Origin of the sequence: Ruegeria sp. HKCCA0235A (genome assembly GCF_013033235.1) — a bacterium.
Lineage (GTDB): Bacteria > Pseudomonadota > Alphaproteobacteria > Rhodobacterales > Rhodobacteraceae > Ruegeria.
On the sequence record NZ_WQDQ01000001.1, the window covers coordinates 627,486 to 653,215 of the forward strand.

General features: G+C 59.6%; 29 protein-coding genes and 1 tRNA gene. 18 read left to right on the top strand and 12 right to left on the bottom strand.

Annotated elements, in window-relative coordinates:
• Positions 1-270 precede the first annotated feature (270 nt).
• A complete protein-coding gene (locus tag GOW56_RS03110; protein WP_171204901.1) occupies positions 271-1,026 on the top strand; it encodes a 3-hydroxyacyl-CoA dehydrogenase in 756 nt (251 codons plus the stop codon).
• A gap of 10 nt (positions 1,027-1,036) precedes the next feature.
• Positions 1,037-1,591, top strand: a complete 555-nt coding sequence (locus tag GOW56_RS03115; RefSeq protein ID WP_171204902.1) for a sugar O-acetyltransferase — start codon at positions 1,037-1,039, stop codon at positions 1,589-1,591.
• Positions 1,592-2,027: 436 nt separating this feature from the next.
• Here the strand turns inward: GOW56_RS03115 and GOW56_RS03120 are convergent, their stop codons facing one another.
• From GOW56_RS03120 to GOW56_RS03130, 3 genes are all read right to left on the bottom strand, one after another.
• Complete coding sequence (locus GOW56_RS03120) at positions 2,028-3,836, bottom strand: ABC-F family ATP-binding cassette domain-containing protein (RefSeq protein WP_254447143.1); 1,809 nt, start codon at positions 3,834-3,836, stop codon at positions 2,028-2,030.
• A gap of 68 nt (positions 3,837-3,904) precedes the next feature.
• Positions 3,905-4,660 carry a GNAT family N-acetyltransferase gene (locus tag GOW56_RS03125; RefSeq protein WP_171167761.1) on the bottom strand — a complete coding sequence of 252 codons (756 nt, stop codon included), beginning with the start codon at positions 4,658-4,660 and terminating at the stop codon, positions 3,905-3,907.
• Between the two features lie 84 nt (positions 4,661-4,744).
• Entirely contained in the window at positions 4,745-5,218 is a 474-nt protein-coding gene (locus tag GOW56_RS03130) for an outer membrane protein assembly factor BamE (RefSeq protein WP_171204903.1), read from the bottom strand.
• Positions 5,219-5,303: 85 nt separating this feature from the next.
• On the opposite strand from GOW56_RS03130, the gene GOW56_RS03135 reads away from it, so the two are divergent.
• The 8 genes from GOW56_RS03135 to GOW56_RS03170 all read left to right on the top strand — a co-directional run bounded on the left by GOW56_RS03135 (position 5,304) and on the right by GOW56_RS03170 (position 10,660).
• Positions 5,304-5,840: a DUF177 domain-containing protein gene (locus tag GOW56_RS03135; RefSeq protein WP_171204904.1), complete on the top strand. Its 537-nt coding sequence runs from the start codon at positions 5,304-5,306 to the stop codon at positions 5,838-5,840.
• Positions 5,841-6,045: 205 nt separating this feature from the next.
• Positions 6,046-6,252 carry a 50S ribosomal protein L32 gene (gene rpmF / locus GOW56_RS03140; protein WP_008756996.1) on the top strand — a complete coding sequence of 69 codons (207 nt, stop codon included), beginning with the start codon at positions 6,046-6,048 and terminating at the stop codon, positions 6,250-6,252.
• A gap of 24 nt (positions 6,253-6,276) precedes the next feature.
• Positions 6,277-7,365: a phosphate acyltransferase PlsX gene (gene plsX, locus GOW56_RS03145; RefSeq protein WP_152458232.1), complete on the top strand. Its 1,089-nt coding sequence runs from the start codon at positions 6,277-6,279 to the stop codon at positions 7,363-7,365.
• A gap of 21 nt (positions 7,366-7,386) precedes the next feature.
• Positions 7,387-8,358 carry a beta-ketoacyl-ACP synthase III gene (locus GOW56_RS03150; RefSeq protein ID WP_171167758.1) on the top strand — a complete coding sequence of 324 codons (972 nt, stop codon included), beginning with the start codon at positions 7,387-7,389 and terminating at the stop codon, positions 8,356-8,358.
• A gap of 96 nt (positions 8,359-8,454) precedes the next feature.
• Complete coding sequence (ihfA, locus tag GOW56_RS03155; RefSeq protein WP_152458234.1) at positions 8,455-8,757, top strand: integration host factor subunit alpha; 303 nt, start codon at positions 8,455-8,457, stop codon at positions 8,755-8,757.
• An 18-nt stretch (positions 8,758-8,775) separates the two neighbouring features.
• Positions 8,776-9,381, top strand: a complete 606-nt coding sequence (locus GOW56_RS03160; RefSeq protein WP_171115513.1) for a MerR family transcriptional regulator — start codon at positions 8,776-8,778, stop codon at positions 9,379-9,381.
• Between the two features lie 61 nt (positions 9,382-9,442).
• A tRNA-Pro gene (locus tag GOW56_RS03165) sits at positions 9,443-9,519 on the top strand.
• A gap of 61 nt (positions 9,520-9,580) precedes the next feature.
• The gene (locus tag GOW56_RS03170) at positions 9,581-10,660 is read left to right on the top strand and encodes a 2'-deoxycytidine 5'-triphosphate deaminase (RefSeq protein WP_171204905.1); all 1,080 of its coding nucleotides are present in this window, start codon (positions 9,581-9,583) and stop codon (positions 10,658-10,660) included.
• A 3-nt stretch (positions 10,661-10,663) separates the two neighbouring features.
• Here GOW56_RS03170 and GOW56_RS03175 read toward each other — a convergent pair whose 3' ends face one another.
• The 6 genes from GOW56_RS03175 to argS all read right to left on the bottom strand — a co-directional run bounded on the left by GOW56_RS03175 (position 10,664) and on the right by argS (position 16,274).
• Positions 10,664-10,879 (bottom strand): hypothetical protein, encoded by a 216-nt coding sequence (locus GOW56_RS03175; protein WP_171204906.1) that lies wholly within the window; start codon positions 10,877-10,879, stop codon positions 10,664-10,666.
• A 65-nt stretch (positions 10,880-10,944) separates the two neighbouring features.
• Positions 10,945-11,595 (bottom strand): SMC-Scp complex subunit ScpB, encoded by a 651-nt coding sequence (gene scpB / locus GOW56_RS03180; protein WP_152458238.1) that lies wholly within the window; start codon positions 11,593-11,595, stop codon positions 10,945-10,947.
• Complete coding sequence (locus tag GOW56_RS03185) at positions 11,588-12,382, bottom strand: ScpA family protein (protein ID WP_171204907.1); 795 nt, start codon at positions 12,380-12,382, stop codon at positions 11,588-11,590. Before GOW56_RS03185 ends, scpB begins: the two co-directional genes overlap by 8 nt.
• Positions 12,372-13,379, bottom strand: coding sequence for a beta-N-acetylhexosaminidase (gene nagZ / locus GOW56_RS03190; protein WP_171204908.1), 1,008 nt, complete (start codon positions 13,377-13,379; stop codon positions 12,372-12,374). Before nagZ ends, GOW56_RS03185 begins: the two co-directional genes overlap by 11 nt.
• On the bottom strand, positions 13,376-14,440 hold the full coding sequence (locus tag GOW56_RS03195) for an SPOR domain-containing protein (RefSeq protein WP_171204909.1): 1,065 nt from the start codon (positions 14,438-14,440) through the stop codon (positions 13,376-13,378). Before GOW56_RS03195 ends, nagZ begins: the two co-directional genes overlap by 4 nt.
• Before the next feature lie 88 nt (positions 14,441-14,528).
• A complete protein-coding gene (gene argS, locus GOW56_RS03200; protein WP_171204910.1) occupies positions 14,529-16,274 on the bottom strand; it encodes an arginine--tRNA ligase in 1,746 nt (581 codons plus the stop codon).
• Positions 16,275-16,407: 133 nt separating this feature from the next.
• Between argS and GOW56_RS03205 the strand changes: the two genes are divergently transcribed.
• The gene (locus tag GOW56_RS03205) at positions 16,408-16,959 is read left to right on the top strand and encodes a hypothetical protein (RefSeq protein WP_171204911.1); all 552 of its coding nucleotides are present in this window, start codon (positions 16,408-16,410) and stop codon (positions 16,957-16,959) included.
• Here the strand turns inward: GOW56_RS03205 and GOW56_RS03210 are convergent, their stop codons facing one another.
• Positions 16,960-18,099, bottom strand: a complete 1,140-nt coding sequence (locus GOW56_RS03210) for a deoxyguanosinetriphosphate triphosphohydrolase (protein ID WP_171204912.1) — start codon at positions 18,097-18,099, stop codon at positions 16,960-16,962.
• 76 nt (positions 18,100-18,175) lie between these two features.
• Between GOW56_RS03210 and GOW56_RS03215 the strand changes: the two genes are divergently transcribed.
• Positions 18,176-18,499, top strand: a complete 324-nt coding sequence (locus tag GOW56_RS03215) for an iron-sulfur cluster assembly accessory protein (protein ID WP_171204913.1) — start codon at positions 18,176-18,178, stop codon at positions 18,497-18,499.
• A 278-nt stretch (positions 18,500-18,777) separates the two neighbouring features.
• On the top strand, positions 18,778-19,557 hold the full coding sequence (gene xth / locus GOW56_RS03220; RefSeq protein WP_171204914.1) for an exodeoxyribonuclease III: 780 nt from the start codon (positions 18,778-18,780) through the stop codon (positions 19,555-19,557).
• Between the two features lie 4 nt (positions 19,558-19,561).
• Here xth and GOW56_RS03225 read toward each other — a convergent pair whose 3' ends face one another.
• Both GOW56_RS03225 and dksA read right to left on the bottom strand, forming a co-directional pair.
• Positions 19,562-20,707 carry an FAD-dependent monooxygenase gene (locus GOW56_RS03225; RefSeq protein WP_171204915.1) on the bottom strand — a complete coding sequence of 382 codons (1,146 nt, stop codon included), beginning with the start codon at positions 20,705-20,707 and terminating at the stop codon, positions 19,562-19,564.
• A gap of 72 nt (positions 20,708-20,779) precedes the next feature.
• Positions 20,780-21,202: an RNA polymerase-binding protein DksA gene (dksA, locus tag GOW56_RS03230; protein WP_171167736.1), complete on the bottom strand. Its 423-nt coding sequence runs from the start codon at positions 21,200-21,202 to the stop codon at positions 20,780-20,782.
• A 382-nt stretch (positions 21,203-21,584) separates the two neighbouring features.
• Here dksA and GOW56_RS03235 point away from each other — a divergent pair, with 382 nt between their 5' ends.
• The 5 genes from GOW56_RS03235 (at position 21,585) to GOW56_RS03255 (ending at position 25,721) form a co-directional block, all read left to right on the top strand.
• Positions 21,585-22,430 carry a MoxR family ATPase gene (locus GOW56_RS03235; protein WP_152458249.1) on the top strand — a complete coding sequence of 282 codons (846 nt, stop codon included), beginning with the start codon at positions 21,585-21,587 and terminating at the stop codon, positions 22,428-22,430.
• Between the two features lie 101 nt (positions 22,431-22,531).
• The gene (locus GOW56_RS03240; RefSeq protein ID WP_171204916.1) at positions 22,532-22,990 is read left to right on the top strand and encodes a GNAT family N-acetyltransferase; all 459 of its coding nucleotides are present in this window, start codon (positions 22,532-22,534) and stop codon (positions 22,988-22,990) included.
• Positions 22,987-24,354: a DUF2927 domain-containing protein gene (locus tag GOW56_RS03245; protein ID WP_171204917.1), complete on the top strand. Its 1,368-nt coding sequence runs from the start codon at positions 22,987-22,989 to the stop codon at positions 24,352-24,354. The genes GOW56_RS03240 and GOW56_RS03245 overlap by 4 nt, the downstream gene beginning before the upstream one ends.
• A complete protein-coding gene (locus GOW56_RS03250; protein ID WP_152458252.1) occupies positions 24,335-24,532 on the top strand; it encodes a hypothetical protein in 198 nt (65 codons plus the stop codon). The genes GOW56_RS03245 and GOW56_RS03250 overlap by 20 nt, the downstream gene beginning before the upstream one ends.
• Positions 24,533-24,536: 4 nt before the next feature.
• Positions 24,537-25,721, top strand: a complete 1,185-nt coding sequence (locus GOW56_RS03255) for a VWA domain-containing protein (RefSeq protein ID WP_171204918.1) — start codon at positions 24,537-24,539, stop codon at positions 25,719-25,721.
• Positions 25,722-25,730 lie beyond the last annotated feature (9 nt).

Sequence of the window (25,730 nt, forward strand, 5' to 3'; positions counted from 1 at the left end):
AGGCACAGCGACAACTGCACCCAGTATATGTTTCGTACTTATTACCATAACAGATCCTCCTGGCGGATAAACACACAAAGGCGCTGAGTTCTTCGCTCACGAACAGGCGCGTTTTCGTGAAGTCGGCATTAAGTATTGTTGAGGATCGGCCGAAACATCGGGGCCAAGGACCTTACCCGCCAACCAGGATCCTGCTTTCTCAAATTTGTGGACACTGACCCCAAAATGCAGTTATTGAACAAGTGTTCATATTCTTGGGAGGAGTTCACCATGCACCTGTCCACCACTGCCGCCCTCATCACCGGAGGCGCGTCCGGTCTGGGCGAAGCCACAGCACGCCACTTCGCCTCGGAAGGCGCGCAGGTCACCATTCTGGATCGTGATGCAGATCGCGGCGCACAGGTCGCCGCCGAGATTGGCGGGCATTTCGTGCAAACGGATGTGACCGACGAAGAGTCGGTGGCCGCAGCCATGCGCCATGGCATGGACAAGATGGGCAAGATCACGGCCACGGTGAATTGCGCAGGTATCGCCTATGGTATCAAGACTGTCGGCAAGGATGGCCCTCACCCTCTGGATGCTTTCCAGCATACGATCGACATCAATCTGGTTGGCACCTTCAACGTGTCTCGGCTGGCCGCTGTCGAAATGGCAAAGAATGAACCCGAACCAGATGGGGCACGTGGGGTGATCATCAACACCGCCTCGATCGCTGCGTTTGACGGGCAAAAGGGTCAGGCGGCCTATGCGGCCTCGAAAGGCGGTGTCGTGGGCATGACGCTGCCAATGGCCCGCGACCTGGCCTCGACCGGCATTCGCGTCATGACCATCGCGCCGGGCATTTTCATGACCCCGATGCTGGCGGGCCTGCCCGAAGAGGTGCAACAACAGCTTGCCGCCGACGTCCCGAACCCTGCCCGCCTTGGCGATCCGCATGAATACGGACGACTGGCCGGCTTCATCGTCGAGATCGGCTATCTGAACGGTGAGGTCATCCGCATCGACGGTGCCCTGCGTATGCGCTAAACCGGGGCTCATGACCGAGCGGCAGAAAATGGAAGCGGGTGAATGGTATTGCTGCCTTGACCCGGAACTGGATGCGCTTCGCGCCGAAGCGCGCCGGGCCGTTCATGCCCATAACACATGCCCGCCGGATGCCCGTGGGGCCATCGCGCCGGAACTGGATGCGCTTTTTGCGGGAGTTGGACGGGATTGCTTTCTCGAGGCTCCGTTTCACTGTGCCTACGGAATAAACCTGTCGTTGGGAGACCGCGTGTTTTTCAACGCAGGCTGTGTCGTGCTCGACACCGCGCCGGTGACGATTGGGAATGACACGATGCTTGGACCTGCGGTGCAGATCTATTGCGCCGAACACGCGAAAGATCCTGCCTTGCGCGCTCGGGGGCTCGAAGTCGCCCACCCGGTCAGGATCGGCGAAAACGTCTGGATCGGCGGGGCGGCGATCATCATGCCGGGCGTTACGATCGGCGACAATGCCATCATCGGAGCGGGCAGTGTGGTGACAAAAGACGTTCCCGCCGGCGAGACCGTCGCTGGAAACCCTGCCCGGCCTGTGCGCGCCCACCGATAACCCTGCTTTTCCCCCAATCCGCCAGGGCCTTGATCACGAGGCGCAGCGCCTAGTTTTTCGATCAGGCAGCGCCGGGTCAACGTGTTCCCGAGGGGGGTCGCCCGGGCAAGGTGGATTTTGATCGCACCGAACTCGGAAGCGTCATCGCCTACACCGAAAGAGAATAAATCCAAAACGACCCGCATGTGTTCGCGACACATCCCGGTGTCGTTGCCTTCCATGCAATTGGGAACAGCCGCGAACCGTCGCAGACGCATTTGAACGCGCTTCATCTCGCCAGTTGCATAAAAATGCTCGACGGGTTCGCAGCCGAAGCAAGCTGAACGAATTGACGCGGATCCGCTGATCCGGTCCCCGACAAAACCGAAGCAGCAGGCGAACTCCGGTCTTGAGCAGCTTTTTCCACGCTGTCTGATAAGGCGCGCGCAGTTGGCGTCTACTCAGCCTGGGCTTTCTCTTCCAGTGTCAGCCATTCCTCTTCGGCCGCCGACAACTTGTCTTGCCGTTCGACAAGCGCCTCGGACGCTTTCTGGAACTTGACCGGCTCGCGGGTAAACAGCTCGGGGTCGGACATCAATTCTTCGAGCTTTGCAATCTCGGCCTCCAGCCGTTCAATCTCGGCCGGCAGCTTTTCCAGCCGGTGCTTTTCGGAAAAGGACAATCCCGACCTGGCTTTTGCTTCCTGCTTCACCTTCGGCTTGGATGGCTTTGTTTTGATGTCTTTTTTCTCGGAAACTTCACCCCGCTGCGCAATATAGTCGGACCAGCCGCCGGCATAGACGGTCGCCCGCCCGTTGCCTTCCATCGCGATGGTCGTCGTTGCAACGCGGTCCAGAAAATCCCGGTCGTGGCTGACCAGCAGAACCGTTCCTTCGTAATCGTCCAACAACTCCTGCAACAGATCCAGCGTTTCGACATCCAGATCGTTGGTCGGTTCGTCAAGCACCAGAAGATTGGAAGATTTCGCCATCAACTTGGCCAGCAGCAACCGTGCCTTTTCCCCACCCGACAAGGATTTGACAGCCGCCCTTGCCTGCCGCTCGTCAAACAGGAATTCCTTGAGATAGCCCACGACATGTTTGGGCTGCCCGCCAACCATCACCTGATCGGCCTTGCCGGAAACCCGCATATCCGGGTCGCCGGTCAGGCTGTCCCACAAGCTCATCTCGGGGTCCAGTTGCGCGCGGGTCTGATCGAACACCGCGACCTCAAGATTGGTACCCAGCGACACCGAACCTTCGTCCGGCGCCACCTGCCCAAGAAGCATCTTCAGCAAGGTCGTCTTGCCAACCCCGTTCGGTCCGACAAAGGCCACACGATCACCGCGCTGCACTAGCAGATCAAAATTCCGAACGATCTGCTTGTCGCCGAACCCTTTGGCCAGCCCTTTGGCCTCGATCACCTTGCGGCCCGATTTTGGCCCGGCCTCCAGCGTCATCGCAGCGGAACCCTGACGCTTGATCTGTGCCGCCTTTTCGGCTCGCAGCGCCTGTAGGGCCCGCACCCGGCCCTGATTGCGTTTGCGCCGCGCGCTGATACCCTCAACCGCCCACTTGGCCTCGGACTTGATCAGGCGGTTCAGCTTGTGACGCTGCTGGTCTTCTTCTTCCCAGATCTTGTCCCGCCAGGCTTCGAACGCGTCAAAACCTTGCTCCTGCCGTCGGACAGCGCCCCGATCAATCCACAGTGTCGCCCGCGTCAGTGCCCGCAAAAAGGCCCGATCGTGCGAGATCAGCACAAACGCCGCTCGGGTCGACCCAAGCTCGCGCTCCAGCCACGCGATGGCTTCGATATCCAGATGGTTGGTCGGTTCGTCCAGCAGCATCAGGTCCGGTGCCTCGGCCATCAGCTTGGCCAGTGCCGCCCGCCGCCGCTCACCACCCGAAGCAGTCTCAACTGGGCGCGCAGGATCGAATTTCAGCCCCGCACCAGCCCGTTCAACCTTGTAGAGCTCACCCGGCTCCAACCCGCTCGACGCATAGTCGCCCAGGGTGGCAAAGCCCTCCATCGTCGGGTCCTGCTCCATATAGCCCACGGATTTTCCGGGCGGCACGACAATTTCACCGCGGTCAGCCTCGACCAGGCCGGCCATCACTTTCATCAGCGTGGATTTGCCCGACCCGTTGCGCCCAACCAGCGCCACGCGGTCACCGGGCTGTACCACCAGATCCAGTTCGGAAAACACCGGTTCGCCCCCGAAAGTCAGGGATATGCCGGACATCTGCAACAAAGGAATTCTCGCCATGCCCGCCAGCTAAACCGGCGGCCACACTGCGTCAACGCCCTGTCCTCACCTTTTCGGAAATACTCATCTTAACCGGCCAATGCCCGCAACAGGCGTTTTCGGGCCGGAGGGATCGCCCCGATTTCAAGCCCGGTAAACACATGCAACGTGTTCATGTGGCGATCCACAACCGCGTGATCACTCACCCACCCTCCCATCATCAGATAGGTTCGCAACAGGGGCGGCATGCGCGACATTGCCTTTTTCGCGTCCGGCCGGCGCCGCAGACGTGCGGCAAAACGGAACACGTCCGGAGCCTTGACCCGCGGCAACCACCGTTTCGGGGCCAGGTGGCGATGTTTGAGCATTGCAAAGGCATCAAGGTATCGCCCGGTTTCGGTCCCGGCAAAGGACGAACATCCAAACAGCATCTGGACATTGTATTGATCGACATGGGACGTCATTGCACCCCAGGCGGCACGCAGAATGTCGGGATCGTTCAGACCCGGGTGAACGCAAAACCTGCCCATCTCGACCATGCGGCCACTGAACCCTTCCAACGAACTCAGGTCGTAGAACTGTGCTGAATAGCTGCGTCCGATTTCACCGCCATGCTCCATTGTCAGCATCCGAAAGCAGCAGACCAACTGCCCGGCGGATCGCATATCTTCAATCAGGACATGGCTGCATTGCGCGTCAAAAGCGTCAACGTCCGATTGCCGGGTCCCGAACGCCAATGTCCGCAGGCTTTGTGCGGCCCTGATATCCTCGGCCGATTCCGCCATTCGGGCGCGATAGCGCCCCTTGCTCAACATAACTGCCGCCGCCACGGTCGCGTCCTCCATGGGTGCCGACCCACGAGTGTCGGCACGACACCGTTAACACAAGACATGTGACTGCCTTGTGACCAACGCAAGGTTCCGGCGCGATCAGTTGGCGCCAGGAATATTGGCCGGGTTGAAGTTGCCGATATTGCCCAAAAGCTGACGCAGGAAGCCTTTGTCCTGAACGTTGGAATCGGTCACACGGCGTTCCAGCGGAACCACGATGCCGTCTTCCAGGCCAAAACGCTCGATGTTTCTGACGACTCCACGTTGATCAAAGCTGATGGCGACCAGTTCGCGCGCCACCACTTCGGGCCGTTTCGGGCCGTAATGGCGCACCCGCGAGCGGACATAGTAATAGCCCGAATCCCGCACAACCCCGGACGCACCCGGTGCGCCGATGGCTTCTTCCACGCTGTCGCGCGTATCGACGCCCACTTTGATTTCGGCCAGTTCCTCGGCCGGAGGCACATAGCCGTGATTCTTGTAGATCGGCGTACAGGCCCCGGCCGCAGCCAGACAGGCAACAAACACAAGCGATTTCGTCGCTGGTTTCAACCGGTTCACTACCTTCAACATGCACACCCTCTTGCCTTGGCCTCTTGCGGCTTCTATCCGATTACAGAAACCGCTGCCACGGTTCAACACATAGAAAGGCTCACGAATGGGCAACGTTACATCATTTCGGGTGGCTGACCTGCCCCAGAACGCCCCGACACCCTTTGAACTGCGCCCCGCAAGCGCCGCATTGGATGAGATCAGGCAGGGTCTGGGGCTGCTGGGGCTGCGCAAACTCAGCTTTTCCGGCGAGCTTCGCGCACAAGGCAAGCGCGACTGGGTTCTCAACGGCAAACTCGGTGCAACCGTGATCCAACCCTGTGTCGTGACGCTCGAGCCGGTCACGACCCGGATCGACATTCCCGTGCACCGCACCTTTCTGGCCGATTGGACCGACCCGGATGAACCCGAGTTCGAAATTCCCCAGGATGACGAATCCGAGCCCTTGGACCCGGAAATCGACCCCGCATTGGTGATGGTCGAGGCGCTGTCGCTGGCCCTGCCGCAATATCCGCGCAAGGAGGGTGCGGAACTGGGTCAGGCAGACTATACAGAACCCGGAAAACAGGCGATGACCGACGAAGACGCCAAACCTTTCGCCGGATTGGCGGAATTGCGCGATGCGCTCAAAAAAGACGAGTGACAGAGCGCAGATTTCCTGTCATAGCAGGCGGTCAGAAAAATCGCTTGAACATACCGAGAATCGCAGTATTTTCGCGCGCTCATCGGATTTTGGGTTGGACATTGCGGGGCCCGTCGCCTAAACGCGCGTCCAACCACGATAAACGAACTACGAAACCCGGGTCGGCAGCGATTCTGCGACCCCTAGTCAGACAAAGGTTGAGACCATGGCCGTCCAACAGAACAAAGTTTCCAAGTCGCGTCGCAACAACCGCCGCGCACACGACGCTCTGGTTGCTGCAAACCCGAACGAATGCCCGAACTGCGGCGAGCTGAAGCGCCCGCACCACGTTTGCGCATCCTGCGGCCACTATGATGATCGCGAAGTCGTCGCTCAGGCCGATGAAATCGATCTGGACGAAGACGCAGCCTAAGCCTGATCGAGCGCAGACCAAGGCATGACTGAACAGCCCACGCACGCCGGACGGATAACCATCTCGGTCGACGCTATGGGTGGGGACGCAGGTCCCTCGGTCGTTGTTGCCGGTCTTGCGAAATCGGCCGACAAGAACCCGGATATCAGGTTCTTGCTGCACGGGCCCGAACAGGTATTGCGCAAGCTTGTCGCCAAACGGCGTGTCCTTGAGGGGCGCGTCGTTTTTCGTGATTGCTCGGGCGTGGTCACGATGGAGGACAAGCCCAGTCAGGTCGTGCGCAACGGCAAAGAGACCTCGATGTGGTCCACGCTGGAAGCGGTACGCCAGGGCGAAGCCCATGGCGCGGTGTCCTGCGGCAATACCGGCGCGCTGATGGCCCTGTCGATGATGCGCCTGCGCAAACTGCCGGGCGTGAACCGGCCTGCCATCGCGATACTGTGGCCCTCGCGCAACCCTCAGGGGTTCAACGTGATGCTGGATGTCGGCGCAGATGTGCGCGCCGACGCCAAGGATTTGCTGCAATACGCCCTGATGGGCGCCTCTTATGCGCGCAACGGTTTGGCCCTGAGCCGCCCTCGGATCGGGCTTCTGAATGTCGGCACCGAAGAACACAAGGGACGCGCCGAACTGAAAGAGGCGCACTCGATGATCGCGGGCTTCGCGGAACAGGCGAATTTCGATTTCGTGGGTTTCGTCGAAGGCAGCGACATCCCCGGTGACAAGGCGGATGTCATTGTAACCGATGGCTTTACCGGCAACGTCGCGATCAAGACCGGCGAAGGCACGGCAAGCCTGATCGGTGACCTGCTGCGGCAGGCGTTCAAATACTCCCCGCTATCCCGATTGGCCTCGATTCTGGCTATCACGTCACTGAACCGTTTGAAGAAACGGATCGACCCGCGACGCGTGAATGGTGGCGTGTTTCTGGGGCTGAACGGCACCGTGGTGAAATCCCACGGCGGCGCTGACGCAACAGGCGTGTCAGCTGCGATCAAACTGGCCTTCACCCTGGCGCAGTCCGGCTTTTCCGAAAAATTGGCTGCGCGGGTTGCATCCACTGCCCAGCTTGCACAAGATGCCGCGCAATCAGCGCCGCAAACAGATAAATAACAAAAAAGGCAGTACCGGAAAATGGCAGGCCGTTCAGTTGTAGTAGGTGTCGGGCATTATTTGCCTGAACGCGTTGTTCCCAATTCCGAGTTTGAAAAAACCCTGGACACGACCGACGAATGGATAAAGACCCGCTCGGGGATCGAACGCCGCCATTTTGCCGCCGAGGACGAGACGACATCCGATCTGGCCACCAACGCCGCCCAGGCCGCGCTGGCCGACGCGGGCCTGACGGCGGATGATATTGACGCAATCGTACTGGCGACATCAACTGCGGATCTGACCTTTCCTTCGGCCGCCACCATGGTTCAGGCACGGCTGGGCATGACCAAGGGTTTTGCCTTTGACGTGCAAGCTGTTTGCGCCGGATTCGTTTTTGCACTGTCCAACGCAAATGCGCTGATTGTTTCCGGTCAGGCCAAACGCGTGCTGGTGATCGGGGCCGAGACTTTCTCACGGATCATGGATTGGACCGATCGGTCCACCTGCGTTCTTTTCGGCGATGGCGCCGGTGCAGTGGTACTGGAGGCCCAAAAGGGCACAGGCACCGCCGAGGACCGCGGAATTCTGGCAACCGACCTGAATTCGGACGGGCGCTACAAGGATCTTCTCTATGTCGATGGCGGTGTTTCGACCCAATCCACCGGGCATCTGCGTATGCAGGGCAATCAGGTTTTCCGCCATGCCGTTGAAAAGCTTACAAAAACAGCGGAAACAGCGTTGGAACGAGCGGGGCTGAGCAGTTCGGACGTTGATTGGATCGTGCCGCATCAGGCCAACATCCGCATCATTCAGGGCACCGCCAAGAAAATGAACCTGCCGATGGAAAACGTGGTTGTGACCGTTCAGGATCACGGAAACACGTCGGCCGCATCCATCCCATTGGCCCTGTCCGTGGGCAAGCAGCGCGGACAGATCAAGCCGGGTGATCTGATCGTGACCGAAGCCATTGGCGGCGGTCTGGCCTGGGGCGCGGTGGTTCTGCGCTGGTAACCGGCGCAAACCGGCTTACACAGCCGCCCGCAATTCATTGATATTGACAGCGAATTTGCCATACCCATATGCTTCAATAGCAACAGGGGAATTAGCATGGGCGACAAAACACTGACTCGAATGGACCTGAGCGAAGCTGTCTTTCGTGAGGTAGGTCTGTCACGAAACGAAAGTGCGCAACTGGTTGAAAGCGTTCTGAACCACATGTCCGACGCCTTGGTGCGTGGTGAACAGGTGAAGATCTCGTCTTTCGGTACATTCAGTGTTCGCGACAAGACCGCCCGTGTCGGTCGCAACCCCAAAACCGGCGAAGAAGTCCCGATTCAGCCGCGCCGTGTGCTGACTTTCCGCCCGTCGCATCTGATGAAAGATCGCGTCGCAGCCGGGAACCGCAAGTAAGTTCAGGACGTCCAGGTTATGAGTAAGTCCCCCGATGCCTTTCGCACCATAAGCGAAGTTGCGGACTGGCTCGGTGTTCAGGCTCATGTTCTGCGATTCTGGGAAAGCCGGTTCACGCAGGTAAAGCCCGTCAAACGCGCAGGTGGACGCAGGTATTATCGCCCAAATGACATGCGTCTTTTGGGAGGGATCAAGAAACTGCTGCACGAAGACGGAATCACGATCAAAGGTGTCCAGCGTATCCTGCGCGAACAAGGCGTCGCACATGTCGCGGCGCTGTCCCCTTCCCTGGACGATCCCAGCCCAGCCACAATTGCGCCCGTCCAGGACACCGTGGTGCCGTTCGAACCAAAGCCTGCCCCCGCAACGGAACAGATTCGCATGGATCTGCGCGAACCGATCCAGCCAACCGGCAAGGACGATGCGCAGACAAACGCACGCGCCTCTGACGCATCACAGCCGGAGCCAGAGCCCGAACTGGACGCCGCGCCCTTGATGGGGGGAATCGCGTCGCTTGCGTGGAATCAGACAGATTTTGATGACGACCTGCTGCGGCGCATCGCTCCGATTGCAAAAGATCTGCGGCGCTGGCTGGACCGTGTCGAAACACAGGCGACGGGTTAGGACAAAAGGCATTGATTTCCTCTTGCCCCTGCCGGGAAAATCTTTATGAACACCCCAACGTCGGGCTATGGCGCAGCCTGGTAGCGCGTCCGTCTGGGGGACGGAAGGTCGCAGGTTCGAGTCCTGCTAGCCCGACCAAATTACACCGACGTTTATGGCATACAGGCCAGATCCCGCTCTGGCACCAGGGGGGATCGAGATGACAGGTGTTTGCCCGAACCAACAGCTAGAGGCGATGATCGCGCGCGGTGAGATCACCGCCGAACCCGAGGTTCTGCCTGCCCAGATTCAACCTGCCAGCCTTGATTTGCGACTGGGAACAGTGGCTTACCGTGTGCGCGCCTCATTTCTTGCGGGCGAAGGCCGGACCGTTACGGATCGCTTGACCGAATTTGAGATGCACCGCATCGATATCTCGGATGGCGCGGTTCTGGAAAAGGGCTGCGTCTATCTGGTGCCCCTGATGGAATCGCTTGCCCTGCCCGACAGCATGAGCGCCGTGGCCAACGCCAAAAGCTCGACCGGGCGGCTGGATCTTCTGACGCGGACCATCACCGATGGCGGTACCGAGTTCGACCGGGTGCCCGCAGGTTACACAGGCCCGCTTTATGCCGAAATCTGCCCGCGCTCGTTCTCGGTTCTGGTTCGTCCCGGGATGCGTCTGAACCAGATTCGTTTCCGCCAGGGTCAGGCCGTGTTGTCCGATGCGGAACTGAGGACCTTGCATGCCGAATCTCCGCTTGTGGACGGACCTGCCGTCATTCAGGACGGTCTGGGCTTTTCCGTCGACCTGCAACTGCCCGATACCGATCTGGTGGGCTATCGCGCCAAACCTCATACCGGGGTGATCGATCTGGATCGAATCGGTGAATACGACCCGCAGGACTATTGGGAAGAAGTGCGCACCAAGGATGGTTGCATCATCCTGGACCCCGGCGCGTTCTATATCCTTGTCAGCCGCGAGGCGGTGCATATTCCACCGATGTATGCAGCTGAAATGGCACCCTATCTGGCGATGGTTGGTGAGTTCAGAGTGCACTATGCAGGCTTCTTCGATCCCGGTTTTGGCCATGCCGCTGCCGGGGGGGCTGGTTCCCGTGGCGTGCTTGAGGTGCGCTGCCACGAAGCGCCATTCGTGCTGGAACACGGACAGGTCGTCGGACGTCTGGTCTATGAGAAAATGGCTGAAATGCCGACCCAGCTTTATGGTGCGGGCATTGCCTCGAACTATCAGGGTCAGGGCCTGAAACTGTCAAAGCACTTCAAAGCCGCAAGCTGACCCCTAGAACTTCATGAACCGGCGCATTTGACGGGTCACGCGCTGTGCCTGCCTGAGGTTCTGCGCATGTCGCGGTGCGCTGGTTTTTTCGGGCCCATTCGATATGCCGGGTCCGCCCTCCTTTCGGCTGGCCAGATCGATACCCTTGTTCACACCTTTGTTGACCAGACGGCGCATGACCTGACGCACAATCATGTCGATGATCCGGTTTGCATTCATCGCTCAACTCCGTGTCCTCACGCACAAAGATAGGCGCTTTATGCGGCAACAAAAGGGCTGTTCGATCACTCTTCTTCGAACAACTCGCTCTGGTCTTCGTCAACTTCGTCCTCGCGCCCTTCCCCCAAAGGGATCGCACCCGGAGGAGGCCGATTTTCCAACAATCCCGCGGCGCGCAGCTCTTTCAGGCCCGGCAGGTCGCGCGCGTTTTCCAGACCAAAATGATCCAGAAACTCAGGCGTCACCACAAACGTCACCGGACGACCCGGCGTCATGCGGCGGCGGCCCAGCTTGATCCACTCCATCTCAAGCAACTGATCGATGGTCCCGCGCGAAACCGACACACCCCGGATTTCCTCGATCTCGGCCCGCGTGCAGGGCTGATGATAAGCCACGATGGCCAGAGTTTCGATCGCGGCGCGGCTGAGCTTGCGGGTCTCGACCGTTTCCTTCTGCATCAGAAAACCCAGATCAGGGGCCGTGCGGATGGCCCAGGCATCCCCCACGCGCACCACGCGCACGCCACGCCCCTCGTAACGTTTCTGAAGCAATTCAACCGCTTGCGCCGCGTCGCTGCCATGGGGCATCCGCGCCTCAAGATCCGCAATCGTCACCGGCTCGGCGCTGGCGAAAAGAACGGCTTCGACCATACGCTCCTGCTCTGCCAGTGGAGGCGCCTCGAACAGCGTACCGGTCTCTTCTGGGGCATCAGTCACGTGTTTCGGTCCTCTTGCGCAATTGGATCGGAGCGAATGTCTCGCTCTGCTTGATTTCCATATGTCCTTCTTTCACCAGTTCCAGCGAGGCCGCAAAGGTCGCCGCCGTTGCCGACCTGCGCCGTACCGGGTCGGAATCCCAGCCATCGGGCAGGTAAGTTTCCATGTCGGTCCATGTCCCGGCAAACCCGATCAGCGGTCGCATCCGTTCCAGCGCCTGTTCCATGGTGAACACCGAATCGCGGTCCATCACAAACGGGCGGAATTCATCACGGGTGCGGATGCGCGCATAGCCCTGCATCAGATCCAGCAGCGTGGCGGAATAGGTCACGGTGCGGATGCGGGTGATATCTTCGCCCTGCCCACGTTTGAAGAAATCGCGCCCCAGCTGATCGCGCGCCATCAACCGTGCGGCGGCGTCGCGCATCGCCTGCAAGCGTTCCAACTGAAACGCCAGATGTGCGGCCAGTTCCTCGCCCGAGGGGCCCTCGTCATCCGGGTCTGGCGGCAGCAGCAAGCGGGACTTGAGAAACGCCAGCCAGGCCGCCATCACCAGATAGTCGGCGGCCAGTTCAATGCGCAACGCACGCGCCTTTTCCACAAAGGCCAGGTATTGCTGCGCCAGCGCGAGTACGGAAATTTTCCTCAGATCAACCTTTTGCGTGCGCGACAGGGTCAGCAGAACGTCCAGCGGGCCTTCGAACCCATCGACGTCAACGATCAGCGCTTCGGCCGCAAGACGATCCGCGACCGAGACAGGGTCTTCGCTGAAAAGATTATCGTTCATATACCTGCCCGCCCATTAGGGCAGATAGTTCCGCTTCGACGGCAGGGATGTCAAGTTCCAGCGGGCGTTTGCGCATCGCCAGCGCCCGTTCTGCGCGGGCCTGTGCCACATCCGACATTTCTCCGGCCGCTTCCATCACCTGGGCGCGCTCGGCAAAGGTTCCGTTGCAGTGCAGAACGACGTCACAGCCCGCACTTATGGCTTGCCGCGACACGTCAGCGGGCATTCCACTGAGCGCTTTCATTCCGATGTCATCGGTCATGATCAGCCCCTCAAAGCCAATCCTGTCGCGGATCACATCCATCATGGTTGCCGAGATGGTGGCAGGCCGCGGGTCAATCCGGTCATAGACCAAATGCGCGGTCATCCCCATCGGCAGATCGTTCAAGGCCCGGAACGGCCCGAAATCGCTGCGCTCAAGCTCCTCCAAGGGCAGATCCACATGCGGCAAGTCATGGTGGCTGTCCAACGTGGCACGTCCATGGCCCGGAATATGTTTGAGCACCGGCAGCACACCGCCATCCAAATGGCCCTGCGCCACGGCCTTGCCAATTCTGGAAACGCGTTCAGGATCAGTGTCATAGCACCGGTTTTTCAGGAACTTGTGCGTCTCGGGGCGCGCGACATCGACCATGGGCGCACAGTTGCTGTCGATGCCCAGACCAAACAATTCATCGGCAATCAGGCGGTACCTCAGATACATGGCGCGTTCGGCCTGTTCTCCGGCATTGGTCACATGGTCCAGCGGAGGCAGCCATTCGCGGGCCAGCGGCGCCCGCAGGCGCTGCACCCGCCCGCCTTCCTGATCGATTGTGATCAGGCAATTGCGCCCGACGGCCTCGCGGAAATCATCACACAAGGCGCGCACCTGATCCGCGTTTTCGATGTTGCGGGCGAACAGAATGAACCCGAACGGGTTCATCTGCCGAAACAAGTCTTTTTCCTGTTGCGTCAGGCGCAGGCCCTCTGCATCGGTGATCGTGGCACCGTACTTCACCGAACGGCCACCGGGATACAATCAGCCCCCTGGGCGACAAGCGCGGCACAGAATTGACGCGAGTCGCTCAGGTCTTCAAAGCCCAGCACGCGCAGGCGGTAAAAGGTGCGCCCGCCGCTTGAAGTCTTCTGAATAACACGCTGTTTTCCTGCCATATATTCGCCGAACTTTCCGTTCAGGCGATCCCATTCCGTTTGCGCCACCTGAACACTGTCATAAGCCCCAAGCTGCGCCAGACGCGTGCCTTTCGCCAGCGTATCAGGATCAACATCCAACCCAACCGCAGCCTTCACCGCGGCATTGATCGCGTCTTCGGAATTCTCGCTTGGCGAAACCCGGCTGCGTGAGGTGCGTGCCGGGCGGGTCAAGGGGCGCAAGGACCGGCGCACACCCGGCAGCGCGGCAATGGCCGGGTCCGGCAAGGCGGCTGCGAAATCGGCCGGGTCAATTGCGGGTTCTTCCTCGGGGGTGGTCAGCGATGCCAGCTGCACGCCATCCTCGGCGTTTTGCTGCGTTTTGGCTGCTTCACCAGCCAATTCCGCAACCAGCGCGTCCACTGCGTTCTGGCGCAATCGAGCGGCTTCCCGGGTTGAGATCGGCTTTTCCACCACATGCAGCGCCGGTGTCGGCTTCAGATCGGCGGCGGGGACGTCTTCATCCGTCAACGAGACCGGCCGCGGCGCAAGGATCAGGCGATCCGCCGGAGCGGCAGCACTGCCTTTGGCGGCCACTGCATTGACGGCCAAGCCCTGATGATCGGCGGGTGTTCCGCCCGGGTTTTCGGGCTGCACCCGCATCGGCCCTTCGGCAGCACGCACGACCGGCACGCCGCTGACATCGCGCATGACAAGCTTGTATCCCCAGACAGCGACGCCGGCGACCAGTGCCAGCGATGCGGCAGCCCCCAGGAAATTGACGGCCCGCCCCAGTCCGAACGCGCCGCGCGGCGCGTCGTAATCCTGCATATCGTCGGGATAGTCATACGCATCCTCGGAATGCGTTTGATTCGGGTAATGAATCTGCTCGGGGCTTTGGTGCCCCGAGTAATCGTAACTCGCCATGTCCGCCTCACTGCCCGTTTCGCGCCCGAAAACAAGGCGCGCGGGTCATTTCTTGCCTACCTCGTACCGGCGGTTCGGGCGATATTTGTTACCGCATCTCCTGCGCCGGGGTAACGCCAAGAATACCCAAGCCCGCCGAAATCACAACAGAAACGGCACGGGCCAATGCGATTTTCGACTGGCTTGTGGCAACATCGCCATCCTGAATGAAACGCAACTGGGTTTCGTCATTGCCCCTGTTCCAGAGCGCATGAAAATCCCCTGCAAGTTCATATAGATAGAAAGCGACGCGGTGCGGTTCGTTGGTCCGCGCAGCGATCTCGACCAGGCGTGGCCATTCGGCCAGCTTCTTGGCAACCGTCAGTTCGGCGGGGTGGTCCAGCGACGCCAGATCGGCCCCGCGCAGGGTTTCGTCGGAGACGTCGATCCCCGCCTCGGCGGCACGGCGCAGCACGCTCATCACCCGGGCATGGGCGTATTGAACGTAGAACACGGGGTTCTCGCGGCTCTGTTCCAGTACCTTGTCGAAATCGAAATCCAGTGGCGCGTCGTTCTTGCGGGTCAGCATCACGAAACGGGTCACGTTGGGACCAACCTGATCGACCACATCGCGCAGGGTGACAAAGTTCCCGGCCCGTTTCGACATCTTGAACGGCTCGCCATTTTTCCAAAGCTTCACCAGCTGCGTCAGCTTGATATCCAGCGGCACCTTGCCGTCGGACAGGGCCGACACTGCGGCCTTCATCCGCTTGACATAGCCGCCATGATCGGCACCAAACACGTCGATCAACGCGTCAAAGCCACGGCTCACCTTGTCATAGTGATAGGCGATATCGGGGGCAAAATAGGTCCAGCTGCCGTCCGACTTCTTGACCGGGCGGTCGACGTCATCACCATGTTCGGTGGATTTGAACAAGGTCTGTTCGCGCGGCTCCCAATCTTCTGGCTTTTTGCCCTTGGGCGGTTCCAGCACGCCTTCATAGATCAGGCCCTTTTCGGTCAGCGATTGCAGCGCGGCCTCGATCCGGCCCGTGCCATAGAGCGATTTCTCCGAGAAGAACACATCCATCTCGACGCCCAGCGCCTTCAGGTCGGCGCGGATCAGGTCCATCATCGCATCGGTCGAAAACTCGCGCAGCTCTTCCAGCCATTCGCTTTCCGGTTTGTCGATGAGGCTGTCGCCATACTTCTCTTTCAGCGCCTCGCCAATCGGGATCAGATAGTCACCGGGATACAGCCCCTCGGCAATCTCGGGGCTGAGGCCGTTGGCCTCGCGATAGCGCTCATAGGCCGAACGCGCCAGCACATCCACCTGCGCGCCACCGTCGTTGATATAATACTCGCGGGTCACATCATGGCCGGAATAGGCCAGCAGGCTTGCCAATGCGTCCCCGAACACCGCACCCCGCGTATGGCCCACATGCAGCGGACCGGTCGGGTTGGCCGAGACATACTCGACATTGACCTTCTGCCCCTGCCCCATGGTCGAGCGCCCGAAATCGGTGCCTTTTTCCAGCACCGCCGCCAACACGCCTTGCCAGACGGACGGCGCAAGACGCAGGTTCAGGAAACCGGGCCCCGCCACTTCGGCGCTTGTGATCCGGTCATCCGCCGCCAGTTTCCCGGCCAGCACATCCGCAATGTCGCGCGGCTTCATCCCGGCCGGTTTCGCAAGCACCATCGCGGCGTTGGTCGCCATGTCCCCATGCGCCGCATCACGCGGAGGTTCGACCGCCACGTTGTCAAAGCTCAGCCCCTCGGGCAGTGCGCCTTCGGACTGCATCTGCGCCAGCGCGTCCAGTACAAGGCTGCGGATCTCGGAAAACAGGTTCATTTCGGATGTCCTTTTGCTTGTCGCGGGGTTTACCACGCAAACCGGCAAGGTCAATGGACGCCTAATGTTAAAGCTTGGTTTGGCGAAACATCTCGCTAATCTCGGGCCTGTACGCCGCTACCGGAGACCGTTGATGCACCGCGCCTTGTCTTTTGCCTTGATTTTGTCCACCGCCCTGCCTGCGCTGGCCGACCTGCCACAGACCAAAGGCCATGTGCTGCTGACGCTGGGTGGCGCCGTCAGCGAAACAAACCTGCCTGCGCGGGGTCAGAATGACGGCGGTCTGCTGGGCTATCTGGAGGTCACGCATAACGGCGCGGCAGGGTTTGATGCTGCCATGCTGGACGGGCTGGAGCAGTTCGAGATCACAATCCCCTATGGTCCTCCGGGCAATGAACGTGATTACAGGTTCTCAGGCCCGCTTTTGTCAGACGTCATGACGATGGCAGGGGCCGAGGGGAAAACCGCTCTTCCCATGGCGCTGGATGGATATCAGGCTGCAATCGACTGGAACAGCATCACCACGCAAAGACCGATCGTTGCAACGCATGCTGATGGCGCACCGATGGGGATCGGAGGTTATGGCCCGACGATGATCGTGTTCCCACCGACAGAGAACGCCGATCAGTCCGCGAAACAAGCGGCTCAGCAAGTCTGGGCCATCGCCTATATCGCCGTGGAGTGATCAGCCGGTCAGCCGGGCATGGTCCTGCAAGGCAAATCGGTCGGTCATGCCCGCGATGTAATCGGAAACGATGCGGGCCAACGCGGTGTCGTCCCTGGCAGCTTCAATGTCATCGTGCCAGCGCACAGGCATTTGCCTCGGATCGTTCATGTAAATCGGAAACAGATCTTCCACGATCTTTGCCACCTCTGCCCGCACTGACATCACCCTGGGTGCGCGATACATCCGTGTGAACAGAAACGACCTGATTTCACGCAGTTGCGCCCAAACCTCATCCGAGAACTGGATGACAGGATACCCAAGATGTCGGATTTCTTCGACGGACTGCGCGCCAGAAACGGCAATGAGATCGTTCGAAGTGTTGATGACATCCCCCACCATGACCCCGAAAACCCGCCTGAGCGCTTCGTGACGCCGGCGATAGGACTCCAGCCCTGGGTATCTGGCATCCACCTCGGCGTAACAGACCCCGACAATCGGCAGGTCCTGCAAATCGTCATCCATGAACAAGCCTGCGCGCAACCCGTCCAGAAGATCGTGATTGTTGTAAGCTATGTCATCGGAAAGGGCGGCAACTTGCGCTTCCGCGCTGGCATGGGTGTGCAGTTCAAGATCAAACTCCTGATCGCACTCGGCCAATGCCCAGGGCAGATCGCCCTCAACCGGCCCATTGTGCTTGGCTATCCCTTCCAGACATTCCCAGGTCAGGTTGCATCCATCGAATTCTGCATAGTGGCGCTCCAGCTTTGTGACGATCCGAATGGCCTGCGCGTTGTGATCAAAACCACCATAGGGTTTCATCAACGCATGCAACGCGTCTTCGCCGGTATGTCCAAAGGGCGTGTGCCCCAGATCATGCGCCAGGGCCACGGCTTCGGTCAGCTCTGGGTTCAGGCCCAGGGCACCGGCAATGGTCCGGGCCACCTGCGCCACCTCGATGGAGTGGGTCAGGCGGGTGCGGTAGCTATCGCCCTCATGTTCAACGAACACTTGCGTCTTGTGCTTGAGGCGCCGAAAGGCGCTGGCATGAATGATCCTGTCCCGGTCGCGTTGAAAGCATGATCGGAAACTGCTTTCCTCCTCGGGCACAAACCGTCCCCTGGTGCGGTCCGGATCCGAGGCAAAACTAGCTCTGTCCAAATGGCCTGTCCTTGTCGCCTGTCCTTGCGCTTTCTATATTGTATGGCGTAATGGAAGGAAACCATTGGAGACCGGCATGAATCTGCCCCCAACAGTCACGGAACGCGCCTTCGAACGCCTCGCCGAAATCGGCGCGGCGGATCAGGGTCAGGCATTGCGCGTCGCAGTGGAAGGCGGCGGTTGCTCGGGGTTTCAATACGAAATCGCTTTGGATACGCCAAAAGAAGATGATCTGGTCCTTGAAGGTAAAGGGCAAAAAGTCATTGTTGACGCCATTTCGCTGCCCTTCCTGGAAAACGCGGTCATCGACTTCACCCAGGAACTGATCGGTGCGCGATTTGTGATCGACAACCCCAACGCCACCTCTTCCTGCGGTTGTGGCACATCTTTTTCGATGTAACCGTGGGGGCTTTGCCCCCACACCCCCAGGATATTTTCAGCCAGATGAAGCAGGAGTCCGCCCTCTGACCGTAAGACCAGAGGGCTTCACCTGGCGCGGTCATCGGCGTCCCCGCCTGTACCGCCACTTCAGCTTGAAGAAATTCGGTTAATAATCCGTTTCTTCATCTGGCCAAAAATATCCCGGAGCGCGAGGCAGAGCCTCGCAAATCCGATCTCCGCCTTGCCGTTGGGCCCATTCTGCGCGATAGGTTGCGCCAAGCCTTCGGAGGATCGCGCATGAAAATCGCCACGTTCAACATCAACGGCATCAAGGCGCGGGCCGAAGCCCTGCCCCGATGGCTGGACGAAGCGCAGCCCGACGTTGTGCTGCTGCAAGAGATCAAGTCGGTCGACGAAAACTTCCCGCGCGAGGTATTCGAAGAGCGTGGGTTCAACGTGGAAACCCACGGACAAAAAAGCTTCAACGGCGTTGCAATCTTGTCGAAGCTTCCCCTCGAGGATGTATCCCGCGGCCTTCCCGGCGATGACGCGGATGAACAGGCCCGCTGGATAGAAGCCACCGTCGTTGGCAAAAAGGCTGTTCGGATCTGTGGATTGTACCTGCCCAATGGCAATCCCGCACCCGGCCCGAAATACGATTACAAACTGGCATGGATGGAACGGCTGTATGACCGTGCCCGTGATTTGCTGGCAACCGAAGAACCCGCGTTGATGGCAGGGGATTACAACATCATCCCGCAGGCGGAGGACGCCAAACGCCCCGAAGCATGGCGCGACGATGCATTGTTCCGCCCCGAAAGCCGCGCCGCATTCCGCAAGATCCTGAATCTGGGCTTCACCGAAGCGTTCCGGGCCACCACCCAAAGCGCGGGGCACTATTCATTCTGGGACTACCAGGCCGGGGCCTGGAACCGGAACGACGGAATTCGCATCGATCACTTTCTGCTGACCCCGCAAGCGGCAGATCTAATGCGGGATTGCCAGATTGATGCCGCCGTGCGCGGGCATGAAAAACCCTCGGATCACGTGCCTGTCTGGGTCGATCTGGATATTTAGCGGTTCAGGCCGTTACGTCGTAGCTGTATATCCATTCGTAGCGGCGTGACAATTTCCCTCCGATGGCCATAAGCGCACATTGGGCCGCCAAACGGGCGGGGCCTGACAGGTGGAAATTGCGTGCGTTCGACCCGGCCACGGCAACCACGCTTTCTGCCCTTGGCCTGCGCGTTTGCTCGTAGGCGGCAAGCGCGCTGGTGACGCCCGAGTGTTCGTCGAATGATCGTGCAAGCGTCCAGGCATCTTCCAGCGCCAGGCAGGCGCCTTGTGCCATGAATGGCAAGGTCGGATGCGCCGCGTCCCCCAGCAATGCCAGACAACCGTTCTGCCATTTTTCTGCGACCGGGCGCAGGAACAGGGCCCACAGATTCACATCCGAGACCTTTGACAGAATCTCACCGACAGGACCGCCGAACCCTGAAAAGCGTGCGCGCAGCTCGTCCGGATCGCCCTTCAGCTTCCATCCCTCTTCCTGCCAGTCCGAGCGTTCCTCGACTGCAACGATATTCATCATGCTTTGATCGCGTAAAGGATAGGTTACGACATGCCGACCCGGCCCCATGGTCAGGGATGCCGTAACCACGCCTGAATCCGGTCGCCAGGGAATGGTGGCGCGCCAGGCGACCTGGTGCGTGAACTCGGGTGTCTCGGGCCCGTTCAGAGCCGGGCGAATCGTGCTTCGGCCACCGTCGGCGGCGATGACGCATTCGGCGCGCAGCCGTTCGTCGCTCGCCAACAGAATTTCGGCTTCGTTGGGGTGTTTCTGCACGTTGGAAACCTTGGCCCCCAGACGGACATCCACACCGGCCTTGCGGGCCGCAGAATGCAGCAGATTCAACAGATCGGCGCGGTGAAAATAATAGGTCGGGCCAGCCGTAGGCCCGGGCAGCCGGCTGACAACGCGGCCTTTGCGGTAATCGCGCAAGATCGTACCGTGCGACTTCTGGCCCGCAGACAGATCCGCCACCCCAAGGGCCCGCAACACGCACATCCCGTTTTCACTGATCTGAAGGCCCGCGCCAACCTCGGTCAATGCCGGGGCTTGCTCCAGCAGGGTGACCTGCGCCCCGTGTTGCCGCAGCGCCAACGCAGCCGCCAGACCGCCGATACCGCCGCCAATTACACAGAAATTCAACCGATTGATCTTCATGCCCCCCGCATAACGCAAAAACGCCAGAGCCACAGGCCCCGGCGTTCGAAATTTTCCAGCTGCACCCGGCGATCAATCGTCGCGGTGGACCTTTTCGCGGCGCTCGTGGCGCTCTTGCGCCTCCAGCGTCATGGTTGCAATCGGACGTGCATCCAGGCGTTTCAGCGAAATCGGATCGCCGGTCTTTTCGCAGTAGCCGTATTCACCTTCTTCGATCCTGCGCAGGGCTGCGTCAATCTTGGCAACCAGCTTGCGCTGGCGGTCGCGAGTCCGCAGCTCCAGAGCGCGATCGGTCTCCTCGCTCGCGCGGTCTGCGACATCCGGGATGTTTCGGGTGTTGTCTTGCAGCCCTTCGATCGTATCGCGGCTGCCCGCCAAAAGCTCATTCTTCCAATCCAACAGCTTGCGGCGGAAATATTCAAGCTGACGTTCATTCATGAAAGGTTCATCTTCGGCCGGGCGGTAATCCTCCGGCAGAAAAACTTCCTGTTTCATATTTGCTCCCTCGGTATGGCCAGAAACGTCGGTCGCGGATGTTTCACCTGACATTTGGCACCCCCTTCTGCGCAGCGTTTAGCCGACGGGCGTGGGATTGTCACTACACAAACGTTGCTTCAGCACGCCCTCGTGCTGTTTTGTCTAAATATGAGACAAACAACAACAAAACCCTGTTTTTCTATGAAATTTAGCAGGCCTTTTTGAGGCAGGTGTCAATTGGCAGGGTACATTCGCGCGCACGAATCAACCAAAAGGGCTTGGAGTTCCTGCAAAAATCGCCTCAACCGACGCAGGGACGCGGGTTGTCAAAATCATTGACCGTCTGTAACCCGGACAACACAACCTGCCCACGGATCACGAAAAACCACACGAGAGGCCCATGACCGCACGCTTTCAAGGTACAGCCGAATATGTCGCCACTGACGATCTGACGATTGCCGTGAACGCCGCCGTCACACTTGAACGCCCATTGCTGGTCAAGGGCGAGCCCGGCACCGGCAAAACAGAGCTGGCCAAACAGGTGGCCGGCGCACTGGGGCTGAGGATGATTGAGTGGAATGTGAAATCCACCACTCGCGCGCAGCAGGGCTTGTATGAATATGACGCGGTCAGCCGCCTGCGGGACAGCCAGTTGGGTGAGGAACGCGTGCATGACGTGTCGAACTATATACGCAAGGGCAAGCTGTGGCAGGCCTTCGAGGCCGACGAAAAGGTCGTTCTGCTGATCGACGAGATCGACAAGGCGGATATCGAGTTTCCAAACGACCTTTTGCAGGAACTCGACAAGATGGAGTTCCATGTCTACGAGACAGGGGAAACGATCCGGGCCAAAAACCGCCCTATCGTCATCATCACCTCGAACAATGAAAAGGAACTGCCGGACGCGTTTCTGCGCCGCTGTTTCTTTCACTACATCCGCTTCCCGGACGAGGCCACGATGCGCCGCATCGTCGAGGTTCATCACCCCGGCATCAAGGATGCGCTGCTGACCACCGCCCTGACCCAGTTCTATGAAATCCGCGAGACGCAGGGGCTCAAGAAAAAGCCGTCAACATCGGAAGTGCTGGATTGGCTGAAGCTGCTGCTGGCCGAGGACCTGAGCGCCGAAGACCTCAAGCGCGGCGGCGCAGATGCGCTTCCGAAGCTGCATGGCGCGTTGCTGAAGAATGAACAGGACGTGCATCTGTTCGAACGTCTGGCCTTTATGGCACGCGGCAAACGATAGCCGGACGGTGACCAGACGGTGATCATGGCTTGCCTTGGGACGGCCCGGATGCCAGCATCGGTCCATCTGGCGAAACAGAGCTTCGCCGCCCACAGAATTGGATGAAACGCGTGGCGAACGCACTGACAATCCGCATCCTGCGTGCCGAGGACAAAAGCCAATGGGCCGACATGTGGCGGGACTATCTGGCATTTTATGAAACCGCCCTGCCCGATGATGTATACGAAACAACCTTTTCCAGACTGCTGGGCGACGACCCGCAGGATTTTTCCTGTTTCGTTGCCGAGCAGAATGGCGCCTTGGTCGGACTGACACATTATCTGTTTCATCGCCACGCTTGGAAGGTGGAAAAGGTCTGTTACCTGCAAGACCTGTTCGCGCGCCCCGAGGCGCGGGGGGCAGGCGTTGGCCGGGCCTTGATCCAGGCGGTCTATGATGAGGCAGATCGTCAGGGCGCGCCGTCGGTCTATTGGCTGACCCAGGAATTCAACCACACTGCGCGGAAACTGTATGATCGCATCGGCACACTGACACCGTTCATCAAGTACGCCCGCTCATGAAGCGATTGAGTGCCCTTTTTCTGGCACTGGTTGTTGCCGGCTGCGCGACGGTTGAAACGATCGAACTGCCCGATCAGGTCGCGCCCATCGAAGCAAGCCTGCCGCCTGCAAAGTCTTTTTCAATGGCGCGCCCTTCGCCGCCTGCTCGGTCCAACAAGAACATAGCCTCTGACTTCCTGTCCCTGCATTTCGAACTGGAAAGCGGCGCCGCCCTGCCCGTTTTCACGCGTTTTGAGACCCCGGTCACAGTCCGCCTGACAGGATCGCCGACAGCAAGCATGCAGCAGGATCTGACCCGGTTGCTCAACCGTCTGAAGCGCGAGGCCGGGATCAACATCCGACAGATCGACGAAGGACAGGCCAATATCACCATCGAAGCCGTCAGCCAGAAAGACATTCTGCGCATTCTGCCCAATGCGGCCTGTTTCGTCGTCCCCAATTCCTCGAGCCTTGAAGAATATCGCCGTGACCGCCGAAAAATCAAAAGCAGCTGGACTGAACTGCGCAAACGCGAACGGCTTGGGATTTTCATCCCATACGACGTCAGTCCGCAGGAAATACGTGATTGCCTGCATGAAGAACTGGCCCAAGCGCTTGGTCCGCTGAACGATCTGTATCACCTGCCGGATTCGGTGTTCAACGACGACAATATCCATACGGTTCTGACCGGGTTTGACATGTTGATCCTGCGGGCTGCCTATGCGCCGGAACTGCGCACCGGCATGACCCGCGATCAGGTCGCCGCGGTCATCCCGGGGGTTCTCAGCCGGATGAACCCGCGCGGGGACAGGGTGCCCGTTCAACCCTTTACGGATACGCCGCGCGAATGGATTGACGCGATTCAGAAATCACTGGGACCGGGCGCAGGGTCGCCCAGACAGCTGCGCGCTGCCCGAAAGGCGGCGCGGATCGGTCAGCAGCAGGGATGGACGGATCACCGCCGCGCCTATCCTCATTACCTGATAGGCCGGATGGAACAATTCCGGGACCCCAACGAAGCTCAACGCCAGTTTCAGATTGCGCAGCAATTTCTGAAGGCCACGCCAGGCACAGAGGTGCATCAGGCCTATGTCACCACGCAAACCGCGGCATTTGCGCTGGCACAGGAAAAGGGACCCAGTGTTCTGTCCGAGCTGAACAGGGCCATCGACGTCATGACACGGGCTGAAAATGCGTCTTTGCTGGCCACGTTGTTGTTGCTGAAATCAGAAGCGCTGAAGCAGGCGGGGCAGATACAGCAGGCACGTGCCGTCAGGCTGGACAGCCTGGGATGGGCGCGGTACGGGTTTGGCTCGGATCTGGTGGCCCAGTCGTTGTCGCGGGGCAATGGCCGAAGAAACACGGATGGCACGAAAGACGGATGACGCACATATGTTGGTAGTTCTGGGAATGGCGGCACTGGGTGCGACCTTAGGCGCACTGGCCGCGAAAAAGCGCAGCGGCAATCGCGCCGACATGGCGCAATATGCCGCCGGATACGGCATTGCCTTTGCGCTGGTGGGTCTGGTGATCTCGTTGGTTCTGGTGCGTTTGGTGGGCTGACACGATGTTCCTGCCCTTTTTCGAAAACCTTCGCAAAGCTGGCATCCCGGTATCGCTGCGGGAGTATCTGACTTTTCTGGAAGGCATGAAAAAGGGTCTGGCCACCTATGATGTCGAGGCGTTCTACTATCTCGCGCGCGTGTCGATGGTGAAGGACGAACGCAACATTGACAAGTTCGACCGCGCCTTTGCCGCCAGTTTCGAAGGGCTGAACGAGATCAGCTTCGATCAGGTTCTGGAAGCCGTTGACATTCCCGGCGACTGGCTGGCCAAAATGGCCGAAAAACACTTGTCAGACGAGGAAAAAGCCGAGATCGAGGCGCTTGGCGGTTTCGACAAGCTGATGGACACGCTGCGCGAGCGTCTCAAGGAACAACAAGGCCGCCATCAGGGCGGCAACAAGTGGATCGGCACGGCCGGGACCTCTCCTTTCGGGGCCTATGGCTACAATCCCGAAGGCGTGCGCATCGGCCAAAAGGAAAGCCGCCACCAGCGCGCGGTCAAGGTTTGGGACAAGCGCGAATTCAGAAACCTGGACGACACGGTTGAACTGGGCACGCGCAACATCAAGGTTGCCCTGAAACGCCTGCGCCGCTGGGCGCGCGAAGGTGCTGCGGAAGAACTGGATCTGGACGGCACCATTCGCGCCACGGCCGAACACGGCTATCTGGACGTCAAGACCCGCCCCGAACGTCACAACGCGGTCAAGGTCCTGCTGTTCCTGGACGTTGGCGGTTCAATGGACCCGCATATCAAAGTGGTGGAAGAGCTGTTTTCAGCCGCACGGTCCGAGTTCAAGCATCTGGAATATTATTATTTCCACAATTGCCTTTACGAAGGCGTCTGGCGTGACAATCGCCGCCGCTGGGACCAGCAGACGCCCACGCATGAAGTGTTGCGCACCTATGGGCCCGACTACAAATGCATCTTCGTCGGCGACGCCTCGATGAGCCCATATGAGATCGCCTATCCCGGTGGCGCCAACGAGCATTGGAACACCGAGGCCGGGCAAGTCTGGCTGCAACGCGCGCGGGATCAATGGGCGTCGAACCTGTGGATCAATCCCGTGCCCGAGAAATATTGGGAATACACCCATTCCATCGGCATGATTCAGGAAATCTTCGAAGGCCACATGGTGCCGATGACCCTGGCAGGGCTGGAACAGGGAATGAAAGCGCTGACCCGTTGAGGTCAGCGC